At 69.2% G+C, this 25,856-nt stretch carries 27 protein-coding genes; 7 read left to right on the top strand and 20 right to left on the bottom strand.

The window, feature by feature from the left end; genetic code table 11:
- Positions 1-76: 76 nt before the first annotated feature.
- The 4 genes from AC1D29_RS06590 to AC1D29_RS06575 are packed head-to-tail and all read right to left on the bottom strand — an operon-like array spanning position 77 to position 2,327.
- Entirely contained in the window at positions 77-415 is a 339-nt protein-coding gene (locus AC1D29_RS06590; protein ID WP_477895405.1) for a hypothetical protein, read from the bottom strand.
- On the bottom strand, positions 412-567 hold the full coding sequence (locus tag AC1D29_RS06585; RefSeq protein WP_477895403.1) for a hypothetical protein: 156 nt from the start codon (positions 565-567) through the stop codon (positions 412-414). The genes AC1D29_RS06590 and AC1D29_RS06585 overlap by 4 nt, the downstream gene beginning before the upstream one ends.
- 8 nt (positions 568-575) lie before the next feature.
- Positions 576-902 carry a hypothetical protein gene (locus AC1D29_RS06580; protein WP_477895401.1) on the bottom strand — a complete coding sequence of 109 codons (327 nt, stop codon included), beginning with the start codon at positions 900-902 and terminating at the stop codon, positions 576-578.
- A gap of 27 nt (positions 903-929) precedes the next feature.
- Complete coding sequence (locus AC1D29_RS06575; RefSeq protein ID WP_477895399.1) at positions 930-2,327, bottom strand: sodium:solute symporter; 1,398 nt, start codon at positions 2,325-2,327, stop codon at positions 930-932.
- Positions 2,328-2,433: 106 nt separating this feature from the next.
- Between AC1D29_RS06575 and AC1D29_RS06570 the strand changes: the two genes are divergently transcribed.
- On the top strand, positions 2,434-5,481 hold the full coding sequence (locus tag AC1D29_RS06570; RefSeq protein ID WP_477895397.1) for an ExeM/NucH family extracellular endonuclease: 3,048 nt from the start codon (positions 2,434-2,436) through the stop codon (positions 5,479-5,481).
- Between the two features lie 14 nt (positions 5,482-5,495).
- A complete protein-coding gene (locus AC1D29_RS06565; protein WP_477895395.1) occupies positions 5,496-5,987 on the top strand; it encodes a PEP-CTERM sorting domain-containing protein in 492 nt (163 codons plus the stop codon).
- A 65-nt stretch (positions 5,988-6,052) separates the two neighbouring features.
- Here AC1D29_RS06565 and ruvC read toward each other — a convergent pair whose 3' ends face one another.
- The 12 genes from ruvC to dusB all read right to left on the bottom strand — a co-directional run bounded on the left by ruvC (position 6,053) and on the right by dusB (position 16,940).
- Positions 6,053-6,601 carry a crossover junction endodeoxyribonuclease RuvC gene (ruvC, locus tag AC1D29_RS06560; RefSeq protein ID WP_477895393.1) on the bottom strand — a complete coding sequence of 183 codons (549 nt, stop codon included), beginning with the start codon at positions 6,599-6,601 and terminating at the stop codon, positions 6,053-6,055.
- Position 6,602: 1 nt separating this feature from the next.
- A complete protein-coding gene (locus AC1D29_RS06555; RefSeq protein ID WP_477895391.1) occupies positions 6,603-7,586 on the bottom strand; it encodes a phosphatidate cytidylyltransferase in 984 nt (327 codons plus the stop codon).
- Positions 7,586-8,236 carry a lysophospholipid acyltransferase family protein gene (locus tag AC1D29_RS06550; protein WP_477895389.1) on the bottom strand — a complete coding sequence of 217 codons (651 nt, stop codon included), beginning with the start codon at positions 8,234-8,236 and terminating at the stop codon, positions 7,586-7,588. Before AC1D29_RS06550 ends, AC1D29_RS06555 begins: the two co-directional genes overlap by 1 nt.
- Before the next feature lie 45 nt (positions 8,237-8,281).
- A complete protein-coding gene (locus AC1D29_RS06545) occupies positions 8,282-9,172 on the bottom strand; it encodes a tetratricopeptide repeat protein (protein ID WP_477895387.1) in 891 nt (296 codons plus the stop codon).
- Positions 9,173-9,281: 109 nt separating this feature from the next.
- A complete protein-coding gene (locus tag AC1D29_RS06540) occupies positions 9,282-9,671 on the bottom strand; it encodes a GFA family protein (protein ID WP_477895385.1) in 390 nt (129 codons plus the stop codon).
- Positions 9,672-9,675: 4 nt separating this feature from the next.
- Positions 9,676-10,212, bottom strand: coding sequence for an N-acetyltransferase family protein (locus tag AC1D29_RS06535; protein ID WP_477895383.1), 537 nt, complete (start codon positions 10,210-10,212; stop codon positions 9,676-9,678).
- Between the two features lie 17 nt (positions 10,213-10,229).
- Positions 10,230-11,840, bottom strand: a complete 1,611-nt coding sequence (locus tag AC1D29_RS06530; RefSeq protein WP_477895381.1) for a GMC family oxidoreductase N-terminal domain-containing protein — start codon at positions 11,838-11,840, stop codon at positions 10,230-10,232.
- On the bottom strand, positions 11,837-12,346 hold the full coding sequence (locus AC1D29_RS06525) for a hypothetical protein (RefSeq protein ID WP_477895379.1): 510 nt from the start codon (positions 12,344-12,346) through the stop codon (positions 11,837-11,839). Before AC1D29_RS06525 ends, AC1D29_RS06530 begins: the two co-directional genes overlap by 4 nt.
- The gene (locus tag AC1D29_RS06520) at positions 12,346-13,764 is read right to left on the bottom strand and encodes a coniferyl aldehyde dehydrogenase (RefSeq protein WP_477895377.1); all 1,419 of its coding nucleotides are present in this window, start codon (positions 13,762-13,764) and stop codon (positions 12,346-12,348) included. The genes AC1D29_RS06525 and AC1D29_RS06520 overlap by 1 nt, the downstream gene beginning before the upstream one ends.
- A 275-nt stretch (positions 13,765-14,039) precedes the next feature.
- Positions 14,040-15,617 carry a bifunctional phosphoribosylaminoimidazolecarboxamide formyltransferase/IMP cyclohydrolase gene (gene purH, locus AC1D29_RS06515; RefSeq protein WP_477895375.1) on the bottom strand — a complete coding sequence of 526 codons (1,578 nt, stop codon included), beginning with the start codon at positions 15,615-15,617 and terminating at the stop codon, positions 14,040-14,042.
- Positions 15,618-15,623: 6 nt separating this feature from the next.
- The gene (locus AC1D29_RS06510; protein ID WP_477895373.1) at positions 15,624-15,872 is read right to left on the bottom strand and encodes a helix-turn-helix domain-containing protein; all 249 of its coding nucleotides are present in this window, start codon (positions 15,870-15,872) and stop codon (positions 15,624-15,626) included.
- Between the two features lie 18 nt (positions 15,873-15,890).
- Positions 15,891-16,940, bottom strand: coding sequence for a tRNA dihydrouridine synthase DusB (gene dusB, locus AC1D29_RS06505; protein ID WP_477896187.1), 1,050 nt, complete (start codon positions 16,938-16,940; stop codon positions 15,891-15,893).
- 61 nt (positions 16,941-17,001) lie between these two features.
- Between dusB and AC1D29_RS06500 the strand changes: the two genes are divergently transcribed.
- Together AC1D29_RS06500 and AC1D29_RS06495 are read left to right on the top strand one after the other, a co-directional pair.
- Entirely contained in the window at positions 17,002-17,499 is a 498-nt protein-coding gene (locus AC1D29_RS06500) for a YqaA family protein (protein ID WP_477895371.1), read from the top strand.
- Positions 17,496-18,986: a carboxypeptidase M32 gene (locus AC1D29_RS06495; protein ID WP_477895369.1), complete on the top strand. Its 1,491-nt coding sequence runs from the start codon at positions 17,496-17,498 to the stop codon at positions 18,984-18,986. Before AC1D29_RS06500 ends, AC1D29_RS06495 begins: the two co-directional genes overlap by 4 nt.
- 275 nt (positions 18,987-19,261) lie before the next feature.
- On the opposite strand, the gene AC1D29_RS06490 is transcribed toward AC1D29_RS06495, so the two are convergent.
- The 4 genes from AC1D29_RS06490 to AC1D29_RS06475 all read right to left on the bottom strand — a co-directional run bounded on the left by AC1D29_RS06490 (position 19,262) and on the right by AC1D29_RS06475 (position 23,018).
- A complete protein-coding gene (locus tag AC1D29_RS06490) occupies positions 19,262-19,447 on the bottom strand; it encodes a hypothetical protein (RefSeq protein WP_477895367.1) in 186 nt (61 codons plus the stop codon).
- Entirely contained in the window at positions 19,441-20,376 is a 936-nt protein-coding gene (lpxC, locus tag AC1D29_RS06485) for a UDP-3-O-acyl-N-acetylglucosamine deacetylase (RefSeq protein WP_477895365.1), read from the bottom strand. The genes AC1D29_RS06490 and lpxC overlap by 7 nt, the downstream gene beginning before the upstream one ends.
- An 18-nt stretch (positions 20,377-20,394) precedes the next feature.
- A complete protein-coding gene (locus tag AC1D29_RS06480; RefSeq protein WP_477895363.1) occupies positions 20,395-22,365 on the bottom strand; it encodes a sensor histidine kinase in 1,971 nt (656 codons plus the stop codon).
- A gap of 92 nt (positions 22,366-22,457) precedes the next feature.
- The gene (locus tag AC1D29_RS06475) at positions 22,458-23,018 is read right to left on the bottom strand and encodes a TetR/AcrR family transcriptional regulator (protein ID WP_477895361.1); all 561 of its coding nucleotides are present in this window, start codon (positions 23,016-23,018) and stop codon (positions 22,458-22,460) included.
- 112 nt (positions 23,019-23,130) lie between these two features.
- Between AC1D29_RS06475 and AC1D29_RS06470 the strand changes: the two genes are divergently transcribed.
- Genes AC1D29_RS06470 through AC1D29_RS06460 form a run of 3 tightly spaced genes read left to right on the top strand, consistent with a single transcriptional unit; the run spans position 23,131 to position 25,847 of the window.
- Positions 23,131-23,826, top strand: coding sequence for an SDR family oxidoreductase (locus tag AC1D29_RS06470; RefSeq protein WP_477895359.1), 696 nt, complete (start codon positions 23,131-23,133; stop codon positions 23,824-23,826).
- 18 nt (positions 23,827-23,844) lie between these two features.
- Positions 23,845-24,666, top strand: a complete 822-nt coding sequence (locus tag AC1D29_RS06465; protein WP_477895357.1) for an alpha/beta fold hydrolase — start codon at positions 23,845-23,847, stop codon at positions 24,664-24,666.
- Positions 24,663-25,847 carry a Bcr/CflA family efflux MFS transporter gene (locus AC1D29_RS06460; RefSeq protein ID WP_477895355.1) on the top strand — a complete coding sequence of 395 codons (1,185 nt, stop codon included), beginning with the start codon at positions 24,663-24,665 and terminating at the stop codon, positions 25,845-25,847. The genes AC1D29_RS06465 and AC1D29_RS06460 overlap by 4 nt, the downstream gene beginning before the upstream one ends.
- Positions 25,848-25,856 lie beyond the last annotated feature (9 nt).

The following is a 25,856-nucleotide window of genomic DNA, read 5'->3' as shown; positions in this document are numbered from 1 at the left end:
GGTGGAAGGGGCAGTAGCGGCGGACATGAGGGGGTGAAGTGTCGCCGCCGTCATCGCGGCGACGGCGCCTCGCGTCTCACCAACGCAAGCAGAAGCCGAGCATGACCAGCAACACGAAATACACGAACGTCACCCAGCTCGCTCTGAAACGTCGCCTCTGGAGATGCGCGACACGCGCCTGCAAGGCTGCACTCAGGCTGTGATCGACAACGCCGCCCTCGATTGCCTGATCCAGCTTTTCGCGGTACTCGTTCAAACCACCCTCTGTGCGGACCACCGGCGAATCCAGCAGCGCCCCCTCTCCCTTCTCGCGGGCCACCTCTTGGCAGTAGGCGCGGAACTCACTCATGTACTGCCAGTTCACGACCAGAACAGCGACGCCAAGGACAACCATCAGTCCAGCCCAGAACGTCATGAGGACGCCTCCCGCGCTCCATCATGCTTCACCGACTCGCGCCGTTGCGCCTTCTCGAAACCCAGCGCCTCGTAGAAGCACCTGGACAAGTCGAAGTCCCTGGCAGGCATGAAGGGGCGTGCAAGCTCGGTGCCGGTGGGCGCCTTGTTCATGCGCAGACCTACTCCTGCCGGTAGATGTCTTCGCGGATCTCGGCCACCACGCAGTCTTCGACCAAGTCGAACTCCAGATACCCCGCGTGCTCCGAGAACACCGCCGCCTGCCGCGTCTGCGGCCTGATGACGGCAAAGGCCGATTCGATGCGGTGAGTGCAGCCGAAGGGATAGCGGACCTCGACGGCGCACGCCGGCGAAAAGTCGTAGGCGCTCAAACCCCGTTGGCGCAGTTCAGCCTCCGGCCGGCCCAGCTTTTCCTCCAGTTCGGCTGCCCAGTCGTTCAGCACGTCTCTGAACGGCCGCAAAGGCCGCAACTGCACTTCAACACTCATGCGCGCCTTTCTTCAGCTGACTGGCAATCATCCTCGACGCGCAGCCAGCCACAACCCCGCCCACGTCAGCAGCCCGTTGAGCAACAACAGCTCCAGTCCGATCTGATACCTACCCCAAGGCTGCCCAAAGTCCAGCACTGCACACAGCAAGGGCGCAATCAGGCAGGCGGCGATCAGAGCATTGGCCGACACCACCCGCGGCGTGAACATCGCGAACGCGAACAGCCCCAGCAGCGGGCCATAGGTGTAGCCGGCCAGCTTCAGGATCAGGAAGATCATGCTGGTGCTGTCCAGCGCCTTGAAACCCAGCACGAGCACCAGGAACAGCACCGCAAAGCCCAGGTGCACACGACGGCGCGTGCGCACGTCCTCGCGCGGGATGCGCAGCAGGTCCAGGCAGGTGCTGGCGGTCAGCGCGGTCAGCGCACCATCGGCGCTGGGCAGCAGCGCCGACACCAGCGCCAGCACGAAGACGGCCTGCACCCAGGCCGGCAGGTGCTGCATGACCACGGTCGGGAACAGCGCGTCGCCGCGCACAGCCAGGCCGTGCTCATGCGCGAACAGCGTCAGCAGGCCGCCCAGCAGCAGGAAGGCCGCGACGACGACCAGCATCAACACAGCCAGCACGAGCAGGTTCTTCTGTGCGTCGCGCAGCTTGGCGACCGACAGGCTCTTTTGCATCATTTCCTGGTCCAGGCCCGTCATCGCGATGGCGATGAACATGCCGGCCAGCAGCGCCTTGGCGCAGAAGTCGCGGCTCAGCGGATCGCCAACCCAGACGCGTGACAGGCCCGCGGCGTCGAGCTGCGCGAGCGCATCCGGCCGCCACAGCAGCGCCACGCAGACGACCAGGCCGGTCAGCATGCCGGCGGTCTGCAGCGTGTCGGTCCAGACCAGCGCCTTCACGCCGCCCTCGACCGTGTAGAGCAGGATCATGGCCAGCACCACCGCCGCGCCCAGCGCGAAGGGCACGCCCAGCGGCGCCAGGATCAGCGTGTGCAGCACCTGCACGACCAGGTACAGCCGCGCCGTGGCGCCCAGCGTGCGGCTCAGCACGAAGTAGGCCGAGCCCAGCCGCTGCGCCGCCGGCCCGAGCCGCTCGCCCAGCAGGCCGTAGATGGAAGCGAGCCTGAGCCGGTGATAGGCCGGCAGCAGCACAAGGGCGATGACCGCATAGCCAACGACCTGACCGAGCGCAATCTGCAGATAGGTGAAGCCGCTGGTGGCCACCGAGCCGGGCACGCTGATGAAAGTGACGCCTGAGAGCGACGTCCCGATCATTCCGAACGCGACGACCGGCCAAGGACTTTCCCTGCCCCCCACATAGAAACCCTCAGCCCCCGAACCGTGCGAGACGCACCGCGCCAGCACCAACAGCAGGCCGAAATAGGTGAGAACCCCGAGCAAAAGCAGTGCAGGTGACATGGGCCGGCATGATGCCCGAGGACACCCCCGCAAACGCGGTGGGTGAAAGCGTCACGAAGGATGACTAGCATCCGCGCCCGTTGCGGCCAATTTTTACTAAATAGTCATGCGGATCAAACCCCTGGTGTCTCTCCTCGCCGCGGCCTTCGCCGCGCCCGCCGTGCTGGCTTCGGCCAACGGCCTGGTCATCAGCCAGATCTATGGCGGCCAAGGCAACGTCTACAAGAACGACTACGTCGAGCTGTTCAATGCCGGCGCGTCGCCGGTGTCGCTGAGCGGCATGTCGGTGCAATACGCCAGCGCCAGCGGCAACGGCAACTTCGTCGCCGTCGCGCTGGGCAGTGCAACGCTGCAGCCAGGCCAGTACTTTCTGGTCAAGCTCGCGCCGACGAACGCCAACGGTGCCGACCTGATCACCGCCGACGTGACCAGCACGTCCATCGACCTGTCGGGCACCAACGGCAAGGTCATCCTGGCCAGCCAGGCCACCAGCATCGGCTGCAACGGCAACCCGACCGGCACGACGCCTTGCACGGACGCGCAGAAAGCGCTGATCGTCGACCTGCTGGGCTACGGCAACGCCACCTTCTATGAAGGCACGGCGTCGGTCGCCGGCACCAGCACGACCGCGCTGCTGCGCGCCGGCAACGGCTGCACCGACACCAACAGCAACAGCAGTGACTTCAGCCGCGTCACGCCGGCACCGCGCAACTCCTCCAGCACCTTCAACGTCTGCGGCGGCGGCACCCCGGCAGCGCCCATCGTGCCGAGCTGCCCCGACGCATCGGCCGTCTCCGGCAGCGCCTCCAGCTTCTTCGTCAGCGCGACGGATGCCGACAGCCGCGTCAACGCGGCCAGCGTGGTCGGCAGCCTGCCCACCGGCATCACGCTGGGCGACTTCGTCATGGCCAGTGGCGACGGCGTGGCCGCGACGCAGCAGATCAACGTCGCCAACACCCTGGCGGCCGGCAACTACAACCTCAGCCTGAAGTGGGACAACGACGAAGCCCAGACCGCCAGCTGCACCTTCAAGCTGTCGGTCAGCGGCGTCGTCAAGATCCACGACATCCAGGGCGCCGGCGCCAAGAGCCCCATGGATGGCTCGACGGTCACCACCAGCGGCATCGTCACCAAGCTGATCAACAACGGCTTCTACCTGCAGGACCCGGACGCCGACAGCGACACGGCCACGTCCGAAGGCATCTTCGTCTTCACGAGCTCGGCGCCCACCGTCGCCGTCGGCGACAAGGTCTCCGTATCGGCCAAGGTGCAGGAGTACTCGGTCTCCAACAGCGCAGCCAGCCAGGCCAACCCGCTGACCGAGCTGAGCAGCGTCACCAATATCACCGTCATCAGCACGGGCAACCAGCTGCCGCAGCCGGTCGAAGTCAGCCTGGCGGCCTTGACCAGCCAGGCCGACATGGAGCGCTATGAAGGCATGCTGGTGCACATCACCGATGCGCTGACGGTCAACCAGACCAATTTCGTCGGCAGCTGGGGCCAGCTGACCGTGTCGGCCGGCGGCCGCACGCTGAACCCGACCAACGTGCTGCGCCCCGGCCCCGCCGCGCTGGCGATGCAGGCCGCCAACCTGGCCCGCAGCGTCGTGCTGGACGACGGCAGCGCGGCCAAGTTCCCGAACCCCACGCCCTACCTCTGGCAGGACGGCACGGTGCGCGGCGGTGACACGCTGGACGGCGTGACCGGCGTCGTCGACTTCGGTCCGTCCACCGACGCGGTCACCGGCCCGCTGTCGTACAAGATCCACCCGACCGTGGCGCCGGTGTTCGCCCGCCCCATCGCGCGTCCGGCCACACCGCCGGCCGTGGGCGGCAACATCAAGGTGGCCAGCTCCAACGTGCTGAACTTCTTCACCACCTTCACCGACGGCAGCTCGGTGCCCGGCGGCGGTGCCTGCCCGAGCGCCGGCTGCCGCGGTGCGGACAACCTCACCGAGTTCAACCGCCAGCGCACCAAGATCCTCGCGGCACTGGGCGGCTTGAACGCCGATGTCGTCGGCCTGATGGAGATCCAGAACAGCGGCAACTTCGCGGTGCAGAACCTCGTCGACGGGCTGAACGCGATGCTGGGCGCCAACACCTATGCCGCCGTGCCGCTGCCGGCCGCCGGCACGGGCACCGACGCGATCCGCGTCGCGATGATCTACAAGCCCGCCAAGCTGGGCCTGGTCGGCGCGTCGATCTCCGACAACAACGCGATCAACAACCGCCCGACCTATGCGCAGGGCTTCGTCGCTCCCAACGGCGAGAAGTTCGCCGTCGTCGTCAACCACCTGAAGTCCAAGGGCAGCTGCGGCACCGGCGCCAACGGCGACACCGGTGACCTGCAGGGCTGCTGGAACCTGCAGCGTCAGCAGCAGGCCCAGCGCCTGCTGGAATGGCTGCCCACGGTCAAGTCCACGGCCCAGACCGACGACATCATCCTGATCGGCGACTTCAACTCCTACGCGCAGGAAGACCCGATCAACGTGCTGACCACCGGCGGCCTCGTCGACCTGGTCGGCAAGTTCGACCCGGCCGACTACAGCTACGTGTTCGACGCCAGCGCCGGCCGCCTGGACCACGGCCTGGGCACGCCCAGCGTGGTCGGCAAGGTGACGGGCGCGACCAGCTGGCACATCAATGCCGACGAGCCCGAGTGGACCGACTACAACACCGAGGACAAGGCGGCCAACAACGACTGGTACCAGCCCAACGCCTTCCGCGCGTCCGACCATGACCCGATGCTGATCGGCCTGAACCTGGTGAAGGCCATCACCGGCACCAGCGGCAACGACACCATCGTCGGCACCGACGGTGACGACGTCATCGAAGGCGGGCTGGGTCGCGACACGCTGACCGGCAAGGGCGGCAAGAACCAGTTCGTGTACCGCAGCGGCGCGGACGGCCTGGACGCCATCACCGACTTCAAGCCAGGCCAGGACACGCTGGTGTTCACCGACCTGCTGAAGGCCGTGGGCATCACCAGCGCCGACCCGCTGGCCACCGGCCACGTCACCTGCACAACCCAGGCCGACGGCGCACTGATCGGCTACGACCCCGACGGTGCGGCCGGCAGCGCGGCCTCGCGCCCCGTGGTCAAGCTCAAGACCGTGCTGTGCAGCGCCATCAACGGCACCTCGTTCAAGTTCTGAAAGGCGATAACAACATGAAGTTCCACTCCCTCCTCCTTGCCGCCGCGGCCGCACTGCTCACCACCGCGGCCCACGCCGACTATCAGTTCGCCGGCAGCATCAGCGCCGGCCCCGAGACCGGCCAGGCCTTCACCGGCAGCTTCGACTACGACGCCTCGGGCCTGGGCGGCAGCGGCTTCGAAAGCCTGTCGCTGACGGCCTTCACGATGGATTTCCTGTCGCAGACCTTCTCGCTGAACGCCGCCGCGACGGCAGACTTCCAGGATGGCGTCTTCCTCGGCGTGAGCTACTTCACCTCGGGCGCGGGCTTCGACCTGAGCATGTTGTCCGGCAGCTTCGACGTGACCGACGCCTATCTGGTCTACCAGCCGGTGCGCGGCACCGAAAGCAGCGGCGGCTACCAGGTCACTGCGGCCGCCCCGCTGCCCGAGCCCGCCTCGCTAGCGCTGGTGCTCGGCAGCCTCGCCGGCGCGGGCTGGGTCTCGCGCCGCCGCAAGGCCGCCTGAGCGCCCTGCTGCATCGCGACAAGCCCCGCCTCGGCGGGGCTTTTTCATGGCCGGCCAGTAGCTGGCTAGTAGGTGCGGCCGCCCTTGAACTGCGCGTGCTGGCGCCGCTGCAGCGTCGTGCTGCGGCTCATGGCCTCGAAGCTGACGCGCGCATGCGCGTGCATCACGGCAATGCCCAAGGCGTCCGCGGCGTCCTTGCCGGGCACGCCAGGCAGGTTAAGCAGGCGTTGCACCATGGCCTGGATCTGCTCCTTCTTGGCCTGGCCGTGGCCCACGATGGCCTTCTTCATCTGCGTGGCCGTGTACTCGCTGACGCCCAGGTCGGCCGACACCAGCGCCGCGAGCGCCGCGCCGCGCGCCTGGCCCAGCAGCAGCGTGGACTGCGGGTTCACGTTGACGAAGACGATCTCGACCGCCGCGCATTGCGGCTGGTAGCGCGAGATGACCTCGCGGATGCCGTCGAACAGGATCTTCAGACGCGCGGGCAGGTCGCCGGTCGCGACGGCATTGGTCTTGATGGTGCCGCTGGCGACGTAGGCCAGGCGCGGGCCATCGGCTTCGATGACGCCAAAGCCGGTCGTCTGCAAGCCGGGGTCGATGCCGAGAATCCTCACATCACCGCCCGAAATACCAGCGCGCCGAGTGGAAGAACACCGGGGCCGCAAAGCACAGCACCGCGATGCGGTCGAGCAGCCCGACGGCGCCGGTGATGGAACTGCGGTTGCCCCAGTACAGCACGCCCGCGTCCTTCTTCAGCGCCTTCATGACCAGGCCGCCGAAGCCGGCCGCCGCGGCCGTCAGGAAGGCCATGGCCAGTGCCTGGCCGATCTTGAACGGCGTGATCCAGAACAGCAGCGCGCCGGCGACCGAGCCGGTCAGCGTGCCTATCCACCACGCGCGCATCGAGAAGCTGCGGCTGATGCGCCGCGCCACCGGCCGGCGGCGCAGCGTGCGCGTGGCGATCTCCTGCGCGATCTGCGAGGACGCGACGACCATCACCAGGAAGAACAGCAGGAAGGCGCCGCGGCCGGTGTAGCCGGGGAAGTCCAGCAGCAGCAGCGCCGGCGCATGCGACAGGCCGTAGACGCAGACCATCACGCCCCACTGGATCTTGGCGTTGCGTTCCAGGTAGTGGCGCGGGTCGTCGGCCAGCGCGCTGACGATGGGCAGCACGAGGAAGCCGTAGACCGGCAGAAACACCGTGAACAGGTCGAAGAAGCGCGTGCCGCAGGCCATGTACTGCAGTGGCAGCAACACGAAGAAGGCGACGATCAGCGTGCGGTGGTCGCTGCGCTGGGTGTGCACCAGGGTGATGAACTCGCGCAGCGCCAGGAAGGAGAACAGTGCGAACAGCAGCGTCGCGCCCAGCGGCCCGGAGATCCACGCGACCCAGAACATGCAGCCGCCTATCCAGGCCGCGCGCAGGTCGCGGCGCACGCGCTCCCAGGTCAGCTGCGACGCCACGCGCTCGTCCTCGTTGTCGCGTTCGCGCAGCGAGTTCAGGAACAGCCCGACGGTGAGCAGCAGCAGGAAACCGAACAGGACGAGAAACAGCAGGGCCACCTGTTCGCTGGCCGTCAACGCCTTGAGCCAGCGCATCAATCGGCCTCCGCGGGGCGGCCGACCCAGGCCGGGTCGGGGCGCTGCTCCATGACGGCCTCGCGGGCGCGGCACAGGAAGTCGGCCTTGCTCTCACCCGGCAGCAGCTGGATGGGTTCGCCGAAGGTCACCGTGCACAGGATGGGCACGGGCACGACCTCACCCTTGGGCATGACGCGCTGCACGTTGTCGATCCAGGTCGGGATCAGCGGCACGTGCGGGAACTGCTCGGCGAGGTGATAGATGCCGGACTTGAAGGGCTGTGGGTTGCCCTTGTTGGAGCGCGTGCCCTCGGGAAAGATGACCAGCGAATCGCCATTCGCCAACGCGTCGACGAGCGGCTCCAGCGGGTCTTCGTCGGGGTTGGCGCGCGTGCGGCTGACGTAGATGGCGTTGAAGACCTCGGTCGTCAGCCAGCGCCGGAAGGCGCTCTTGGTCCAGTAGTCGCGCGCGGCGATGGCGCGGGTCTGCGCGCGCAGCTCATGCGGGAAGGCGGCCCAGATCAGGACAAGATCGAAGTGACTCTGGTGGTTGGCGATGTAGATGCGCTGCTCGGCTTGTGGCGGGCAGCCCTTCCAGTGGCCTTGCGCGCCCGTGATGAGTCGGGCGATGAAGGCGAGCAACTGGCCGGTGAAGGCGGCTGGCGTCATGGGGTGGGATTATCGGGCCCACCCCGGTGGTGTCAGGGGCAGGGCTTACCAGTCGTCGCCGCCGCCACTGCCCATGTCACCGCCGCCGCCATCGCCGCCGGTCCAGCCGTCGCCGCTGCCGAAGTCGATGTCGCGCCGGGTCAGCTCGCTGGCCGCGTTATCGGCACCGGCATCGAAGCTGCCGGGCACCAGGCCACTGCCGCCGCCCGCGTCGGCACGGTCACGCGGGAGGCTGCGTTCGTCGTGGCCGCCATGCAGCAGCTTCTCGGCCAGCATGCCGGCCGCCAGGCCACCGGCCACGCCCAGGCCGACGCCCATCATGCCGGGGCCGCCCGAGCCGGGTGCCTGCGGCATGCCGGGGCCATAGCCGGGGTTGCCCTGGAAACCCTGGTTGCCCATGCCGTACCCGCCCGCCATCGCCGGCTGCAGGTTCTGCGCCTCGGTGCGGCGGCGCATCCAGCGCATCGCCAGCCAGATGAAGACGATGGCGCCACCCACCAGCAGCCAGATGGGCACACCACCGCCACTGGCGGGCGCCGCCGGCTCGACCCGCTGAACCGGCGCCGCACCGACGGCCGCCGGCAGCGCGGCCTTGGCCGTCGGCACCTGCTCGCGCTGCAGCAGCTGCTCGAAGGCGTTGAACTTGGCCGGGTCGGTGAACTTGATGGCCGGGTCCAGCGCCCGCGCGCGGCGCGTGTGTTCGGCGGCCTCGTTGAACTGACGCCCGTGGGCCAGGATCTCGGCCAGCACGTAGTGCGCACGCGCGCTGTCGGGCTTGGCCGCGACGACCTCGCGCATCATCTTCTCGGCGCCGGCGTAGTCGCCGCGCTGGGCGGCCGCCTGCACCTCATCGACGGTGGGCAGCGCCTGAGCGGTGCCCAGCCACAGCGAGGCCAGCAGGCCCAGGCAGATCAGCAGGATTCGAGGGAACTTCATCGCAACACTCCTCAGGCCGTCACCCGCGCGCGGTGCGCACGGGGCAGACAGCAGTTTGCGCCGCTGATCTGGCACCGGACCTTCCGGTTTCAAGACCTTGCGCGTAGGACTAGAACCAATAGTCCGCCACGCACCGCCCGTCGCGCGGCAGGTCGTCGAAGGTGTCGAGACCGTCGAAATGGTCGATGGGGATGGTGGCCACGGCGTCGGGCTCGGCCAGGCGCAGGTTGACGGCAATGCGCCGTCGGCCCGCCTCGTCCAGTCGCAGCCCGCGCCAATGGGTCACGCAGCCGCAGGTCGGGCAGAAATGGAACTCCAGCGCCCTGCCACGCACATAGGCCTGCGTGGGGCCGGAGACATGGATGCCTTCATCCACATAGTCGTAGGCCCACAGCACGCCGTAGCGGCGGCAGGCCGTGCAGTTGCAGGCCGTGGCGCCGTCGGGCTGGCCGTCGAAGCGCCAGCGGACGCTGCCGCAGAGACAGGAACCTTCGATCATGGCGTCAGGCCTCCAGGCGTTGCGCGGCTCGCACCGGCGCCGCGTAGATCGGGTCGATGTAGATGCGGCCGCCGAACAGGAACTCCTTGCCGCCCACTTTGGCGAAACCGAAGCGCTCGTAGAACGCGACGGCGCGCACATTGCGATCGTAGACGCCCAGCCAGAGCGTCTGCGCGCCACGGCGCCGCGCATGGACATGGACCTCGTGCATCAGCCGTGCGCCCAGGCCCTGGCCGATGAAGCCTTCGCCCAGATAGATGCGCCACAGCTGCAACGGCGCCGGCGCGGTCACGCAGTCCGGTGCCGGCCCGGCCTTCAGGATGGCATAACCGGCCAACTGCTGGCCCACACAGGCCAGCAGCGTCGTGCAGCCGGGGTCGGTGATGACACCGGCCATGATCCCCGGCTGGAAATGCTCGGCGACGTAGTCGGCGATCTCCTGCGGATCGTCCAGGCCGCGGTAGGTGTCGGTGAAGGCCTGGGCGGCGAAGGACGCCAGCGGCGTGGCGTCCTCGGGGGTGGCGGGGCGGATCGTCGGCATGCCGACGATTCTCGCCGTCAGGCCAGCGGCACGGCCTTGGCGCCCAGGCGCTGGATCAGGCCGCTGCTCAGCCGCGTCGCCAGGCCATACACCGTCAGCTGCGGGTTGGCGCCCAGGCTGGTCGGGAACAGCGAGCCGTCGTGCACCGACAGGTTGGCCAGTTGCCAGTGCTGGCCGTCGGGCCGCACGACGCCGCGGCCCGCATCGGCCGCCATCGTGCAGCCGCCCATCACGTGGGCGCTGCCGACGGTGGCCAGGAAGGGCTTCATCGTCAGGCCGGCAATGCCTTGCCTGGCCTCGGCGAGGTTGGCATAACCCGTTGCCTGCTCGTGCACCGGGCGCACGACCTTGGCCCCGGCGGCGAACTGGATCTCGGCCATCGTCACGTAGGCGCGGCGTGCGCCGTCCAGCAGGTAGTCGGTCAGCGCGTAGTCCAGCTGCGGCGAGCCGTCGCCGCGCAGCTTGACGGCGCCGCCCGCCGCGTCGGCATGGAAGCCATCGCGCAGCAGCGCAATCATCAGCTGCGTGCGCGGCATGTCGCGCGCGCGCTGGGCCAGCTCGGCGCCGATGCCGCCGCCGTTGGTCAGCGCGAAAGCCGGGTGCACCGGTGCCACTTCCAGCTTGTAGCCCACTGGTCCGTCGATGGGGCCGGTGTGCAGGAAGTGGTCGCAGAACACCGACAGCGGCGCGCCAGCCCAGCCGGCCACGTCGTGGTCGAACAGCGCGACGCCGCCGGCTGTCGGGTGCAGGAAGGTGCGCTTGCCCAGCAGCGAGTGTGGATCGGGCGCGTTGGAGCGCAACAGCAGCGCGGGCGAGTTGATCGCGCCACCGGCAACGACGTAATGCCGGGCCGTGATGCGCACCGGCGCGCCCGTGACCGTACCGTCCAGCGCCACAGGCTCGGCCACCAGCGCCGCGGCCTTGTCGCCCTGCAACTCCAGCCGTGCGGCACGCGTCTGCACCAGCATCGTCGCGCCCAGGTCCAGCGCCGCGGGCAGCGTGCTGACCAGCATGGACTGCTTGGCATTGGTCGGGCAGCCCATGCCGCAGGAGCCGAGGTTCCAGCAGCCCTTGACGTTGCGGCGCACGACCTTGGTCGGGATGCCCAGCTTGGCCGCGCCGCGCTTCAGCACGTCGTTGTTCTCGTTGGGGTCAACGAGCCAGTCGCCGATGTTCAGGCGCCGCTCGGCCTGCTCGAACCACGGCGCCATCGCGGCTTCGTTGAAGTCGGTCAGGCCGAACTTGTCGCCCCAGTAGGCCAGCGCGTCGGGCGGCGTGCGGAACGAGCCGGTCCAGTTGACCGTCGTCGAGCCGCCCACGCAGCGGCCCTGCAGGATGTTCATCGCCTGGTCGACCGTCTTGCGGCCGCCGGCCTCCTGGTAGAGCTGCGGGTAGGCATCGGCTTCGCGCTGCCTGAACTGGCTGCTGGAGCGCAGCGGGCCTTCTTCAATGATGACGATCTTCAGGCCCGCGCGGGCCAGCATCTCGGCGGTGATACCGGCACCGGCGCCGCTGCCGATGATGGCGACGTCGCAGTCCAGCGTGGCGGGCAGCGCCGCGTGCGGGCCGCCATGGACCTTCCAGCCGCGCTGCAGGCCGTCGAGGATGGGATCAGGGATGGCGCTCATGCGATCTCGACCGGGCCGGCATAGCCCGCGGTCTTCCAGTTGGTGGGCTCGGTGAAGAAGGCGATCGCGTTCAGGTCGCGCAACGCGTGGTAGACCTGCTGCTTGGTGTTGGACGTGGACAGGCGCATCGCGTCCAGGGCCTGCTGCACGTCCTGCGCGCTGGCCTCGGCCCAGGGCTTGGACAGGCCCACCAGCGCAAGGCGGCCGGCCGCCGTGCCCAGCAGCCCCAGCGCGTCGGACAGTTCCTTGCGCGTGGCGGCGGGCAGCGCCGCGACGGTGGCATCCAGGCGTGCGAGCTGCGCGTCGAGCGCCGCATCGCGCGCGGCGCCGGCCGGCGGCAGCAGGTCATTGAACACCGCCTGCGCAGCGGCACGCATCAGCTCACGCGAGCCGGGGCTGAGCTTGTTGTCGACCAGCCCTGGCTTGATCAGCGCGATGCCGGCACCGGCGATGCCGAGCACGACGGCAGCGCCCAGGCCCAATTTCAAGAGACGTCGGCGTTGCATCACACCACTTTCTTCAACAGCGAGAGCAGGCGCTCGAAGGTCGCGCCATAAGGCGGCTGGAACAGCTGGGTGCCGGCAAAGCGCGACTGGATGAACAAGGGCTTCTCCTTGCTGAAGGTGCGAAAACCCCATTCGCCGTGGTACGAGCCCATGCCGCTGGCACCCACGCCGCCGAAGGGCTGGTCCTCCTGGCCCAGGTGCCACAGGCAGTCATTGATGGTCACGCCACCGGCATGCGTCTCGCGCATCACGCGGTCGCGCGCGGCAGCGTCCTGGCCGAACCAGTACAGCGCCAGCGGGCGGTCGCCGCGGTTGATGTGGGCCAGGGCTTCGTCGACACGCTCGTAGCCGACGATGGGCAGCAGCGGGCCGAAGATCTCTTCCTGCATGACGGTGGCCTCGGCCGGCACGTCCAGCAGCAGCGCGGGCACCAGGCGGCGGTCCTGGTTTGGATCGGGCTGCTCATCATGGCTGCGCAGCACGCGCGCGCCGCGTTGCGCCGCGTCGGCGATCAGGCCTTGCAGCCGCGCGTGATGGCGCGGCGTGGCGACGCTGGTGTAGTCGGCGTTGCCGGCGATGCGCGGGTACATGCGGCGCATCTCGGCCAGGATCCGCTGGCTCAGCGGCTCGACCAACTCCTTGGGCACCAACAAATAGTCCGGCGCGACGCAGGTCTGCCCGGCGTTGAACAGCTTGCCGAAGGCCAGCCGCGACGCGGTCAGTTGCAGGTCGCAGCTGCGGTCGATGACGGCAGGCGACTTGCCGCCCAGCTCCAGCGTCACGGGCGTCAGGTTCTTCGCTGCAGCCTGCGCCACATGGCGACCCACTGCGGTGGAGCCGGTGAAGAACAGGTGGTCGAAAGGCAGCTCGGTGAAGGCCTTGCCGACCTCGGCGTCGCCGGTGATGACCTGCATCTCCTCCGGCGCGAAGCGCTCGGCGACCAGGCGGGCCATCAGCTCAGCAGTCGCCGGCGTCAGCTCCGACGGCTTGATCAGCACGCGGTTGCCGGCGGCCAGCGCCGCGACGGCCGGCTCCATGGCCAGGTAATACGGATAGTTCCAGGGCGAGACGATACCCACCACGCCCAGCGGCTGGCGCATCAGCACGTTGCGGCCGGGCAGGAAGTGCAGCGGCGTGGCGACGCGCTTTTGCTTCATCCAGCCACGCAGGTGCTTCAACGCGTGGCGCGTGCCGGCCTCGACAGTGAAGATGTCGGCCAGCAGCGATTCCGGGCGGGCGCGGTGGCCGAAGTCCCGGGCCATCGCGGCAGCCAGCGCCTCGCCGTGCTGGCGCGTCATCGTCAGCAGCCTTTGCAGGCGGTCGCGGCGCACCTCGTACGAGGGCATGCGCTCGACATCGAAGGCGCGGCGCTGCGCGAGCAGCGCCAGGTGCAGGCGTTCCTGCAGCGCGGTGTCCATGGCCTTGTCTCCGGTTCTTTTCTCGAATGCATCGAGGCTAACCGCAAGACCGGGCCTCACCATCGGGTGAGGCCCTGGACTAGAGGGCTACGTCTAGTCCCGCAGGTGACAAACCGGCTCCCTGGGACTTGCTTGCGGGTCGAGCGCCGGGCCGCTCCCAAGCCGGCCCGGCTTGGCGATGTGCTTGCGGCCCAACGCCGCGAGCATCGCCGTCCCCTCGGGGGATCGACCAGACTGGCCCGCGTTCAGCAGGGCCAAGCTGGGCGAGGGGCTCATCAATGCCGGAAGTGACGCACGCCGGTCAGTACCATCGCGATGCCGCGCTCGTTGGCCGCGGCGATGACCTCATCGTCACGCATGGAGCCGCCCGGCTGGATGACGCAGGTGGCACCCGCATCGGCCAGCACATCCAGGCCGTCACGGAACGGGAAGAAGGCGTCGCTCGCCACCGCCGAGCCGACGAGGCTGAGGCTGGCGTGCTGGGCCTTGATGGACGCGATGCGCGCTGAGTCCAGACGGCTCATCTGGCCGGCACCGACACCCAGCGTCATGCCACCGCCGCAGAAGACGATGGCGTTGCTCTTCACGTACTGCGCCACGGTCCACGCGAACATCAGGTCGTCGAGTTGCTGGGCCGTGGGCTGCAGCGTCGTGACGATCTTGAGGTCTTCCTTCTTCAGGAAGTGGTTGTCCGAGCTCTGCAGCAGCAGGCCCGAGCCGACGCGCTTGCTGTCGCCGGCGTTGCGGCCCTGGTCCCAGGGGCGCGCGCCACCGGGCGGCAGCGCGATCTGCAGCAGGCGCACATTGACCTTGCCCTTGAAGGCTTCCAGCGCCTCGGCGCTGAAGCTGGGCGCCATCAGCACTTCGACAAACTGCTTGGCCACGAGTTGGGCGGCCGCGCCATCCACCTCGCGGTTGAAGGCGATGATGCCGCCGAAGGCGCTGGTCGGGTCGGTCTTGAAGGCCTTGCTGTAGGCCTCGGCCGGGTTGGCCGCCACGGCCACGCCGCAGGGGTTGGCGTGCTTGACGATGACGCAGGCGGGCACGTCGAAGCTCTTCACGCACTCCCACGCCGCATCGGCGTCGGCGATGTTGTTGTACGAGAGTTCCTTGCCTTGCAGCTGCTTGCCCGTCACCAGCGAGCCGGGCGCGGGGAACAGGTCGCGGTAGAGCGCGGCGCTCTGGTGCGAGTTCTCGCCATAGCGCAGGTCCTGCACCTTCACGAAGGTCGAGTTCATCTGCGCCGGGTACTCGGCCTTGCTGCCGTCGTCCTGCAGCGCGGACAGGTAGTTGCTGATCGCGGCGTCGTACTGCGCGATGCGGTTGAACGCGGCGACGGACGCGGCGAAGCGGGTCTTGTCGCTGGTCTTGCCATGGGCCTTCAGCTCGTCGAGCACGGCGGCATACTGGGCCGCGTCGGTCAGCACCGTCACATCCTTCCAGTTCTTGGCCGCGCTGCGCACCATGGCCGGGCCGCCGATGTCGATGTTCTCGATGGCGTCTTCCAGCGTGCAGCCGGGCTTGGCCACGGTCGCCTCGAACGGGTACAGGTTGACGGCCAGGATGTCGATGCGCGTGATGCCGTGCTTGTCCATCGCGGCGACGTGCTCGGGCGTGTCACTGCGCGCCAGAAGGCCGCCGTGGATCTTGGGGTGCAGCGTCTTCACGCGGCCGTCCATCATCTCGGGAAAACCGGTGTGCTCGGCCACTTCGGTGACGGGCAGGCCGGCGTCGGCCAGCAGCTTGGCGGTGCCGCCGGTGGACAACAGCTTCGTGCCCAGAGCGTGCAGCTCCTTCGCGAATTCAAGGATGCCGGTCTTGTCTGAGACGGAGAGGAGTGCGGTGAGTTGCATGACGGCTTAGAGGTTGTGATCGGTCAGCTTGCGGCGCAGCGTGTTGCGGTTGATGCCCAGCCATTGCGCCGCCTTGCTCTGGTTGCCGCCGGCTTCGCGCATGACGATCTCGAACAGCGGTTTTTCGACCAGCTTGATCAGCATCTCGTGCATCGAATGCGGCTCCTGGCCGTCGAGGTCACGGAAGAAGGCTTCGAGGTTGTCGCGCACGCAGGCGTCGATGGGATTGGGCGGTGTGTTCTTCTGGGCACTCATGACAGGGAGTGATTAGGTTCAGGCGGCGCAGGCTTCGTCGGCTTGCGCGTCTTCGTCGTTGGCGGCCGCGGTAGGCGGCAGCCGGTCGTGGGTCTGGCCGAGTTCGTCGAACCAGTCCCGCAGAGCCTGCAACTGCAGGTCGCAGCGCTCCAGCGTGTTCATGTGTTGGCGGAAGTCCTCGCCGCCGGGCAGGCCGCGCACGGCCCAGCCGATGTGCTTGCGCGCACTGCGCACGCCGCTCAGCTCGCCGTACAGGCCGTAGTGATCATGCAGGTGCTCGATGAGCCAGTCGCGCGCCTCGGTGACAGCCGGCGCCGCCAGGTGCTCGCCCGTCGCCAGGAAATGCTGCACCTCGCGGAAAATCCAGGGGCGGCCCTGCGCGGCGCGGCCGATCATCAGCGCGTCGGCCTTCGTGTAGGCCAGCACGTCGCGGGCCTTTTCGGGGCTGTCGATGTCGCCATTGGCGACGACCGGGATGGCCAGCGCGGCCTTCACGGCGGCAATCGTGTCGTACTCGGCCAGGCCCTTGTAGCCCTGTTCGCGCGTGCGGCCGTGGATGGTCAGCATGGCAATGCCGGCGGACTCGAACAGGCGCGCCAGGCGCAGCGCGTTGCGCTCGTCGGCGCTCCAGCCGGTGCGCATCTTCAGCGTCACCGGCACGCCGCGCGGCGCGGCCACGGCGACGACCGCCTCGACGATCTCCAGCGCCAGCGCCTCGTTGCGCATCAGCGCCGAGCCTGCCCACTTGTTGCAGACCTTCTTGGCCGGGCAGCCCATGTTGATGTCGATGATCTGCGCGCCGCGGTCGATGTTGTGGATGGCGGCCTCGGCCAGCATGGCCGCGTCGGTGCCGGCGATCTGCACGGCGATGGGCCCGGGCTCGCCGCTGTGGTCGGCGCGCCGCGAGGTCTTCAGGCTGTTCCACAGCTCCTTGCGCGACGTGACCATCTCGCTGACCGCATAGCCCGCGCCCAGGCGCCGGCACAGCTGACGGAAGGGCCGGTCCGTCACCCCCGCCATCGGCGCCACGAAGAGCCGGTTGGGGAGAAGGTGGGGGCCGATGTGCACGAGGGGTCTGCTCAAAAAAGAGGCGAGATTGTAGCCAGCCAGGCACACGCACAATGCCGGCATGGAAGCCTGGCTCGGCCATTTCATCCAAGACCTGCTCGCCGCGCTGGCCCTGCCCCAGGTGGGGCTGGTCGCCGTCTTCGTCATTGCTTTCGTCTCGGCGACGCTGTTGCCGCTAGGCTCGGAGCCCGCGGTCTTCCTGGTCGTCAAGGCCGATCCCGGCATGTTCTGGCCCGTCATCCTCGTCGCCACCGTGGGCAACACGCTGGGCGGCATGGTGTCGTGGTGGATGGGCTATGGCGTCGAGAAGGCGGTCGAGGCGGTGCAGCATCACGAGCCGTCGCACTCCCGTGCGGCGCGGTGGCTGCAGCGCTTCGGCCCCAAGGCCTGCCTGCTGAGCTGGCTGCCCGTCGTGGGTGACCCGCTGTGCGCCGTGGCGGGCTGGCTCAAGCTGCCGTTCTGGCCCTGCGTGGGCTGGATGGCGGTGGGCAAGTTCCTGCGTTTCCTCTTCTACACCGCCGCTTTGCTGTGGCTCGTCCCGGAATCCTGGTTGTCATGACTACTTCTTCCTACCAAGACCTCGCCGCGCGCCAGCAGCGGCTGCACCGCCTGTCGCACCTGCAGGCCATTGCGCAATGGGACCAGGCGGCCAACATGCCCGCCAAGGGCAACGAGGCGCGCAGCCTGGCCCTGGCCGAGATGGACGGCCTGCTGCATCAGCTGGCCACCGACCCGGCGCTGGCCGGCCTGCTCGACACGGCCGCCACCGAGCCGCTTGACGACACGCAGCGCGCCAACCTGCGCGAGATCCGCCGCGCCTGGCGCGCCGCCAACGCGCTGCCGCAGGCGCTGGTGGAGGCCAAGAGCCTGGCCAACAACCGCTGCGAGCACGCCTGGCGCACGCAGCGCCCGGCCAACGATTGGGCCGGCTTCGTACCCAACCTGCGCGAGGTGCTGAAGATCGCCCGCCAGGAGGCCGAGCTGCTGTCGCAAAGCACGGGCCTGTCCAAGTACGACGCGCTGCTGGACATGTACGAGCCGGGCATGCGCTCGGCGGACGTGGAGCGCGCCTTCGCGCCGCTGCGCGGCTGGCTGCCGGGGTTGATCCGCGACGTGATCACCAAGCAGTCGCAGGAGACCGTCATCGAGCCGGTCGGCCCCTTCCCCGCCGCGGCGCAGAAGGCGCTGGGCCTGGACGCGATGAAGCTGATGGGCTTCGACTTCGCGGCCGGCCGGCTGGACGAGAGCACCCACCCCTTCTGCGGCGGCGTGCCCGAGGACGTGCGCATGACCACGCGCTACCGCGAGGACAACTTCCTGCCCAGCCTGATGGGCACCATCCACGAGACCGGCCACGGCCGCTATGAGCAAGGCCTGCCGCGCGAGCTGCTGGGCCAGCCCATCGCCCGCGCGCGCTCCATGGGCATCCACGAGAGCCAGAGCCTGTCGTTCGAGATGCAGCTGGGCAGCCACCCTGCGTTCGCCGGCCTGCTGGCGCCGCTGCTGGTGAAGCACTTCGGCGACCAGCCCGCTTTCGAGGCCGGCAACCTGCACAAGCTGCTGACGCGCGTGCAGCCGGGCTACATCCGCGTCGACGCCGACGAGGTCACCTACCCCGCCCACATCCTGCTGCGCTTCGACATCGAGCGCGCGCTGATCGAGGGACAGGCCGAGGTCGACGACATCCCGGCGCTGTGGGACGCCAAGATGGCCGAGCTGCTGGGGCTGGACACGCGCGGCAACTTCAAGGACGGGCCCATGCAGGACGTGCACTGGCCGGCCGGCCTGTTCGGCTACTTCCCCTGCTACACGCTGGGCGCGATGTACGCGGCGCAGTGGTTCGCGACGATGCGCGCGCAGCAGCCGGCGCTGGATGCGCAGATTGCGCGCGGCGAGCTGGGCGGCGTGTTCGACTGGCTGTCCACGCAGGTCTGGCAGAGCGCCAGCCGCTACGAGACGCCGGAGCTGGTGCAGCGCGCCAGCGGCGAGGCGCTGAACCCGGCGCATTTCGAGGCCCATCTGCGCAGCCGCTACCTGGGCGCCTGACGACAGCTTGGCGACAGCTCCGTTCGTGCTGCACGCCACAAAAAAGAGGGCCGCTCCATCGGGAGCGGCCCAACCTAGTGTCGAACGATCTCTCTTTCAGACCAACGGCGCTTCCCCGGCCCCCCGGCCATCTCCGCGCGTGGCGCCCGGGGTGTTGTGCTCTCCGGGCTGGGCCGCCGAAACCTGTTCAGCGACCGTGAATGCATTCTGAGCACGTCGGGCCGCGCTGGCATCCCCGCAAGCCAAGGGGAGGGTCTCATCAGCCGTGAACGGCGTCACAGCAGCAGCGCCAAACGTTCCAGGATCAGCACGGCAAAGAACGCCAGGCCGGCCACCAGCGTCCATTTCATGATGACCAGGCCCAGGCGCCGCCAGCGCGGCTGGCCGGTGGCAATGGAAAACGCGAAGCAGACGACGGCCGAGAACAGCAGCAGGCCGACGAGCAGGCGGGCGATCACCATGCCGGCGCGAGCTCGGCGAAGCCCTTGGGTGCCGCCCGGTCGTCGTCGAAGTGGACGACCTCGTAGGCCGACTCGTCGGCCAGCAGCGCGCGCAGCAGCTTGTTGTTCAACGCGTGGCCGCCCTTGAAGGACGTGTAGGCCGCCAGCAGCGGCATGCCGGCCACCTGCATGTCGCCGATGGCGTCCAGGATCTTGTGCTTCACGAACTCGTCGTCGTAGCGCAAGCCGTCGGCGTTCAGCACCTTGTAGTCGTCCACGACGATGGCGTTGTCCATTGACCCGCCCAGCGTCAGGCCGCGCGAGCGCATCAGGTCGATGTCGGCCGTCATGCCGAAGGTGCGCGCACGGGCGATCTCCTTCTTGTAGGTGCCCGAACCCATGTCGAACACGAACTGGCTGCCGGTGGCTGCCACGGCCGGGTTGTCGAACTCGATCTCGAAGCTCAACGTGTAGCCGTGGTGCGGCTCCAGCCGGGCCCACATCAGCTTCTTGCCTTCGCCCTGGCGCACTTCCACCGCCTTCTTCACTTTCAGGAAGCGCTTGGCCGCGTCCTGCAGCACGATGCCGGCCGACTGGAGCAGGAACACGAAGCTGGCGGCCGAGCCGTCCAGCACCGGCACCTCGTCGGCGTTGATGTCGATGATGAGGTTGTCCAGGCCCAGGCCGGCGCAGGCCGACAGCAGGTGCTCGATGGTCTGCACCTTGGGGCCACCCGGGTCGCCGCCGGGGCTGATGGTGGTGGCCATGCGCGTGTCGCTGACCGACAGGACACCGACCGGGATGTCCACCGGCGGGCACAGGTCCACGCGGCGGAAGACGATGCCGGTGTCGACCGGTGCGGGGCGCAGCGTCAGCTCCACCTTCTGACCGCTGTGGATGCCCACGCCGACGGCGCGGGTGATCGACTTCAGGGTGCGTTGCTTGACCATCCCCGGATTGTCCCAGGATCAGGCCGTTGCCTTGCGTTCGACGGGCAATCGCAGCGATAGCCTCGTGCCCATGCCGGGCGTGGAGTCGATGCGCAGCTTGCCGCCCAGGCGCTGGGCGCGCTTGATCTGGCTCTTCAGGCCGCGGCCGTGCTGGATGTTCTGCATGTCGAAGCCGGCGCCGTCGTCCTCGACGCGGATCTCGACGTAGCTGCCGTGGTGGCGCGTGACCATGCGCACGCGGCTGGCGCCGGCGTGCTTGAGCACGTTGTTCAGCGCCTCCTGCATCAGCCGCAGCACGTGCAGCGCGTCGGGCGGCTCCAGCCAGGCCAGCGGCGGCAGGTCCTGCACATCCCATTCCAGCTTGAGTCCGCCGGTCTGCAGGCGCTTGCCCAGGCGGTAGCGCATCGTCGCCAGCAGGGACACCAAATCGTGGCCCACGGGCTCCAGCGAGTCGATGACCAGGCGCAGGTCGTCGACGCATTCGCGCAGCACCTGCACGCATTGCTCATGCGACATGCTGCCCTGCTCCATCGCGACCAGCGCCGACAGCAGCGACGAACCCAGCCCATCGTGCATGTCGGCCATGATGCGCTGGCGCTCCAGCAGCAGCGCCTGCTGGCGCTCGACCTCGCGCAGCTGCGCGTTCTGCGCCTGCAGCACCGAGACCTGTTCGTCCAGGTCTTCCTGCAGCTGGCTGTTCTCGGCCTGGACTTGCTCGACGGTGCCGACATAGCGGCGCTGCACGGCGTGCAGGAAGCTGAGCATGACGATCAGCGTCGCGAACGGCATCAGGAAGAAGTGCTCCGGCCAGGCCCAGCCGGCCAGCACGGCCAGGTCGTGGCCGCCCAGCAGCACGCCGACGACCAGCGCCAGCGCCATGATGCGCAGCTCGGTGCGGCGCTCGCGCCAGGCAAGGAACGCCACCCAGCCCGTGCCGGCGGCGGCCACCACGGCCGTCACCGCGTACTGCAGCACCACCATGTCCAGCTGGCGCAGCCACAGCGGCATGCTGACCACGCTGACCAGCACCACGCAAGTGATCAGCGCCCGCTCCAGCCAGCGTGCGCGCCGGCTGGCGAAGCCCAGCGCGAACAGCAGCGCCGTCAGCATGACCCAGCCCATGGACGCATGCGTGGCCCACCAGAACCAGTCCTGCGCCCCCGGCGACGCCGGCAGGCTCACGTAGTAGTGCAGGTTACGCACCATCCAGGCCGCCGCACCCAAGGCGAACAGGCCGTAGATGCTCTCGCCGGGGCGGCGCAGCCACAGCGTCAGCGCGAACAGGCCCAGCACGGCCAGCGTCAGGCTGACGGCCTGCGGCAGGCCGGTCTGTGCGCGCACGCGCCACAGCCAGCGTTTTTCCAGGGTGTCGCGCGGGCCGACCCAGATGCGCGACACCGCGTGATAGCTGCCCGCCGGCACCGGCAGCGCGACGACCAGCTCCAGCCCCTGCGCGCCCACGCCGGGCAGCGGCAGCCAGATCGGTTGCACCCATTGCTCGCGCTCTGCATGCTGGTTGTCCAGCAGCAGCTGCCAGCCCTGCTCGGTGTGGGCCAGCACGGCCGCCGACAGCGTGACGAGGCGGGGCAGGTACAGCGCCATGGCGTCGTCATTGCCGGCCGCGACATGCAGCCGGTACCAGCGCATCTCATAGCCCTGCGCATCGCTGACCATGGCCGCGCCGGGCCGGGTGCGCACGTCGGGCATGGCCACCGGCCGCCACGCCGCCGCGTCTACAGGCGGCAGCAGCTCGGCCGGCAGCTCGAGCTGGCTGCCGCCGGCCACCGAGTGATGGCGCAACGCCGCCCACCAGGCGTCGAGCTGGGCGCGGCTCCAGGTGCTGGTGGCGAGTTCAGCCGAGGCGGAGTCATCGCCCGCGACGCGCGTGCTCGGCTGTGGCAGGCGCTGCGCCTGCAAGGGCAGGCACAGGCCCAGGACCAGGACCAGCATCAGCAGCCAGCCGCGCAGCATGAGGCGCAGCTCACGCATCCCTACACACTCTTCTAGGCGTTGACATGGGGCGCGAGCATGCCACACGGGCTGCTCCTGGCCCGACCGCCCAGGCCGGCCGCAGCGACCGTTCAGCCGCCGGCCGGCAGGCTCTTGCGCGCGGCCTCGCGCAGCTCGCGCGACAGGCCCGGATCGCCCACCGCGCGTGACAGCAGCAGCGCGCCGACCAGCGTGGACAGCATCGCCAGCGCCTGTTCGCGCCGCTCGGCGGCATCGGCCGCGGGCATCTGGGTCTGCAGCGTCGCGGCGAGGTTGCCGACGCCTTCGGCAAACACGGCCTGCACCGCTGGCCCGCCGCGCGCCGCGTCGCCCGCCAGCGCGACCAGGCCGCAACCGGCGCCGATGTGGTCGCGGTGAGCGTCGGACAGATAGGCCTTGACCCAGGCCGCGAGGCTGCGGTCGGTCTGCTTCTTCCACTGCTCGCGGTTGGCCTGCAGCGCACGCCGGCTGGCCTGCGCGGCAAGGTCGTCCTTGGACTCGAAATGGCCGTAGAAGCCGCCGCGCGTCAACCCGGCAGCCTGCATCAAGTCGTTCAGGCCGATGCCGTCGAAGCCACGCTCCCGGAACAACTGGGCGGCGTTGTCGAGGATGCGTTCGCGGTTCTCTTCGGCCTGGGCGCGGGTGACTTTCATCGCGATCTCCTGGGGTCTTTCGACAGATGGGCTTGACGCATTTTATATGTTGACCGACATTTATATCAATCATGTCAATCGACATGAATAAGCCGATTGGAAGGAATTAGTCATGCAGCTCAAGAACGCCGTCGTCTTCATCACCGGTGCCAACCGGGCCCTGGGTCGCGCCTTCGCCCAGGCCGCCCTGGCCGCCGGCGCCGCCAAGGTCTACGCCGCCGCGCGCGACCCGGCCAGTGTCGACCTGCCCGGCGTCGTGCCCGTCGCGCTGGACGTGACCGACCCCGCCCAGATCGCCGCCGCGGCAGCCCAATGTGCCGATGTCACGCTGCTGATCAACAACGCCGGCGTGTCCCAGGGTGCGGGCGTGCTCGCCGCAGACGCCATCGCCACGGCACGCAAGCATCTGGAGACCAATTTCTTCGGCGTCTGGGCCTTGACGCAAGCCTTTGCCCCCGCCCTGAAGGCCAACGGCGGCGGTGCCGTGCTGAATGTGCTGTCGGTGCTGAGCTGGGTGACGCTGCCCGACCTGACGCCCTACAGCGCCAGCAAGGCCGCGGCCTGGGCGCTGAGCAATGGTCTGCGCCAGGAGCTGAAGGCACAGGGCACGCAGTTCACCAGCCTGCATGTCGGCTACATGGACACCGACATGACCCGCGGCCTGGACGCACCCAAGTCTGCGCCGACCGACGTGGCTCGCCTGGCGCTGGAAGGCGTCGAGGCCGGCAGCTTCGAGGTGCTGGCCGACGACATCAGCCGCCAAGTCAAGCACAGCCTGTCCACCACCGCGCCGGCCTACGCGGGTTAACGCACCCGGGAGAACGCCATGAGCATCAGCACCGCTCTCGCTTCACCGCTGGCCGCCCACGACGACGGCCGCCTCGCTGCCGCCCGCCATGCGTTTTCCGCGCCGGAGCGCATCCCGCTGAGCGCCGCGGAGGCGGCCACCCTCGTTGGTGCCGCCGAGCCGCCGCTGCGCCATGAAGGCGTCAAGCTCGCGCGCTGGACGCTGGGCCAGGGGCCGCGCGTCGTCCTCGTGCATGGCTGGAACAGCCGTGGCTCGCACCTGCTCGGCTTCGCGCGGCCGCTGGTCGAGGCCGGCTTCTCCGTGACGCTGTTCGACCTGCCCGGCCATGGCGACTCGGGCGGCCATGTGGCCAGCGTCGTGCATGCCGGCCGCGCGCTGCGCACACTGCTGAAGGGCATTGGCCTGGTGCACGGCATCATTGGTCATTCGATGGGCTCGGCCGCGACGCTGCTGGCCTTTGCCCATGGCCTGCAAGTGCGGCGCAGCGTGCACCTGGCCGGGCCATCGTCGCTGACGCCCATGGTCAAAGGCCTGGCCCAGGCCCACGGTCTTGGCCCGGCCGACGCGGCAGCGTTTGCGGGCTGGGTCGAGGGTTTCATCGGCACGCGCATGGCCTGCGTGGACCTGGAGCGCTTGCAACACGGCCTGTGCCATCCGGGGCTCATCGTTCACGACCCCGAGGACCGCACCGTGCCCTTCGCCGCCTCACAGGCGCTGCACGCCGCCTGGCCCGGCTCACAGCTGGAGACCGCAGCGGGCTTGGGGCACCGCCGCCTGCTCGCCGACGCCGACGTGATTGCGCGCAGCGTCGCCTTCATCGCCGCGGGGCGGCCGCAATGAGCGCCGTGCCCCGCCCCTGGCTGCTGACGCTGGCCGCGCTATCGGCGCTGGGCACGCTGTCCACCAACATCCTGCTGCCGTCGCTGCCCGTCATGGCGCAGGCTCTGGGTTCGAGCGAAGCCGCGATGACGGCCGTGCTCAGCCTGTTCCTCGCCGTGTTCGCGCTGGCCCAGCTCATCGTCGGGCCGCTGTCGGACCGTCTCGGCCGCCGGCCCGTGGTGCTGGGCGGCCTGCTGGTCTTCGTCTTCGGCAGCCTGGTCTGCGCGCTTGCGGGCGACCTGCCGCTGCTGCTGGTCGGCCGCGCGCTGCAAGCGGTCGGTGTCGCGGCGGCGTCGGTGCTGGCGCGCGCGGCCGCGCGGGACCGCTTCGAAGGCGCGCAACTGGCCGCGCTGCTGGGCCGCATCATGGTCGTCATGGCCGCGGCGCCGGGTTTCTCGCCGCTGCTGGGCGGCCTGGTGCAAGCGGCCTGGGGCTGGCGTGCGCTGTTTGCGGTGCTGGTGATCGCCGGCATCGCGCTGGCGGCGGCCTACGTGAGCATCGTCGGCGAGACGCTGCCGGTCGAACGGCGCCGACATCAGCCTGCAGGGGCGCTGGCACGCGGCTATGTCGTGCTGCTGGGCGATGCGCGCTTCATGCGGCCAGCGCTGGCGACGGCGGCCATCCTCGGCGCGCTGTTCGCGTTCTTCGGCACGGCACCGCTGGTGCTGGCCAAGGGCTTCGGCTTCTCGGCGCTGCAGGTGGGCCTGTTCTTCGCGACGTCGGTGTTCGTCGTCTTCGCCGCCGGGCAGACAGCGCCGCGCTGGAGTGCGCGCTGGGGCAGCGCCGCGGTGCTGCGCCTGGGTGCTGCACTGGCCGCGGCCGGCGGGCTGGCCATGCTGGTCAGCAGCGGCGCCGGCCTCGTCGGCTTCGCTGCGTCGGTCGCCCTCTTCCTGTTCGGCATGGGCCTGGTGTCACCCACCGGCGCGGCGCTGGCGCTGACGCCGTTCGCGTCGCAGGCCGGCCAGGCGTCGGCCTTGCTGGGCTTTCTACAGATGGCCGCGGCGGCCGCGCTGACGACGGTGGCTGCAACGCTGCCGGGTGCGCGCCTCACGGCCCTGGCCATCGTGCTGGCGGGCGGCGGTCTGCTGGCGCTGCTGGCCGGTGCGGCCAAGCCGGCGCTGACGTCAAAAGCGCCCGCCTGAAATGAAAAA

The organism is Roseateles sp. P1_C6, from assembly GCF_056406315.1.
This window is presented reverse-complemented; position numbering and strand designations above follow the sequence as displayed.

What these genes read in the sequence shown, in the direction of transcription:
- AC1D29_RS06590 (WP_477895405.1), bottom strand. Translation starts at nt 415, where the DNA reads ATGACGTTCTGGGCTGGACTGATGGTTGTCCTTGGCGTCGCTGTTCTG.
- AC1D29_RS06585 (WP_477895403.1), bottom strand. Translation starts at nt 567, where the DNA reads ATGAACAAGGCGCCCACCGGCACCGAGCTTGCACGCCCCTTCATGCCT.
- AC1D29_RS06580 (WP_477895401.1), bottom strand. Translation starts at nt 902, where the DNA reads ATGAGTGTTGAAGTGCAGTTGCGGCCTTTGCGGCCGTTCAGAGACGTG.
- AC1D29_RS06575 (WP_477895399.1), bottom strand. Translation starts at nt 2,327, where the DNA reads ATGTCACCTGCACTGCTTTTGCTCGGGGTTCTCACCTATTTCGGCCTG.
- AC1D29_RS06570 (WP_477895397.1), top strand. Translation starts at nt 2,434, where the DNA reads ATGCGGATCAAACCCCTGGTGTCTCTCCTCGCCGCGGCCTTCGCCGCG.
- AC1D29_RS06565 (WP_477895395.1), top strand. Translation starts at nt 5,496, where the DNA reads ATGAAGTTCCACTCCCTCCTCCTTGCCGCCGCGGCCGCACTGCTCACC.
- AC1D29_RS06555 (WP_477895391.1), bottom strand. Translation starts at nt 7,586, where the DNA reads ATGCGCTGGCTCAAGGCGTTGACGGCCAGCGAACAGGTGGCCCTGCTG.
- AC1D29_RS06550 (WP_477895389.1), bottom strand. Translation starts at nt 8,236, where the DNA reads ATGACGCCAGCCGCCTTCACCGGCCAGTTGCTCGCCTTCATCGCCCGA.
- AC1D29_RS06545 (WP_477895387.1), bottom strand. Translation starts at nt 9,172, where the DNA reads ATGAAGTTCCCTCGAATCCTGCTGATCTGCCTGGGCCTGCTGGCCTCG.
- AC1D29_RS06540 (WP_477895385.1), bottom strand. Translation starts at nt 9,671, where the DNA reads ATGATCGAAGGTTCCTGTCTCTGCGGCAGCGTCCGCTGGCGCTTCGAC.
- AC1D29_RS06535 (WP_477895383.1), bottom strand. Translation starts at nt 10,212, where the DNA reads ATGCCGACGATCCGCCCCGCCACCCCCGAGGACGCCACGCCGCTGGCG.
- AC1D29_RS06530 (WP_477895381.1), bottom strand. Translation starts at nt 11,840, where the DNA reads ATGAGCGCCATCCCTGATCCCATCCTCGACGGCCTGCAGCGCGGCTGG.
- AC1D29_RS06525 (WP_477895379.1), bottom strand. Translation starts at nt 12,346, where the DNA reads ATGCAACGCCGACGTCTCTTGAAATTGGGCCTGGGCGCTGCCGTCGTG.
- AC1D29_RS06520 (WP_477895377.1), bottom strand. Translation starts at nt 13,764, where the DNA reads ATGGACACCGCGCTGCAGGAACGCCTGCACCTGGCGCTGCTCGCGCAG.
- purH (WP_477895375.1), bottom strand. Translation starts at nt 15,617, where the DNA reads ATGCAACTCACCGCACTCCTCTCCGTCTCAGACAAGACCGGCATCCTT.
- AC1D29_RS06510 (WP_477895373.1), bottom strand. Translation starts at nt 15,872, where the DNA reads ATGAGTGCCCAGAAGAACACACCGCCCAATCCCATCGACGCCTGCGTG.
- AC1D29_RS06500 (WP_477895371.1), top strand. Translation starts at nt 17,002, where the DNA reads ATGGAAGCCTGGCTCGGCCATTTCATCCAAGACCTGCTCGCCGCGCTG.
- AC1D29_RS06495 (WP_477895369.1), top strand. Translation starts at nt 17,496, where the DNA reads ATGACTACTTCTTCCTACCAAGACCTCGCCGCGCGCCAGCAGCGGCTG.
- AC1D29_RS06490 (WP_477895367.1), bottom strand. Translation starts at nt 19,447, where the DNA reads ATGGTGATCGCCCGCCTGCTCGTCGGCCTGCTGCTGTTCTCGGCCGTC.
- lpxC (WP_477895365.1), bottom strand. Translation starts at nt 20,376, where the DNA reads ATGGTCAAGCAACGCACCCTGAAGTCGATCACCCGCGCCGTCGGCGTG.
- AC1D29_RS06480 (WP_477895363.1), bottom strand. Translation starts at nt 22,365, where the DNA reads ATGCGTGAGCTGCGCCTCATGCTGCGCGGCTGGCTGCTGATGCTGGTC.
- AC1D29_RS06475 (WP_477895361.1), bottom strand. Translation starts at nt 23,018, where the DNA reads ATGAAAGTCACCCGCGCCCAGGCCGAAGAGAACCGCGAACGCATCCTC.
- AC1D29_RS06470 (WP_477895359.1), top strand. Translation starts at nt 23,131, where the DNA reads ATGCAGCTCAAGAACGCCGTCGTCTTCATCACCGGTGCCAACCGGGCC.
- AC1D29_RS06465 (WP_477895357.1), top strand. Translation starts at nt 23,845, where the DNA reads ATGAGCATCAGCACCGCTCTCGCTTCACCGCTGGCCGCCCACGACGAC.
- AC1D29_RS06460 (WP_477895355.1), top strand. Translation starts at nt 24,663, where the DNA reads ATGAGCGCCGTGCCCCGCCCCTGGCTGCTGACGCTGGCCGCGCTATCG.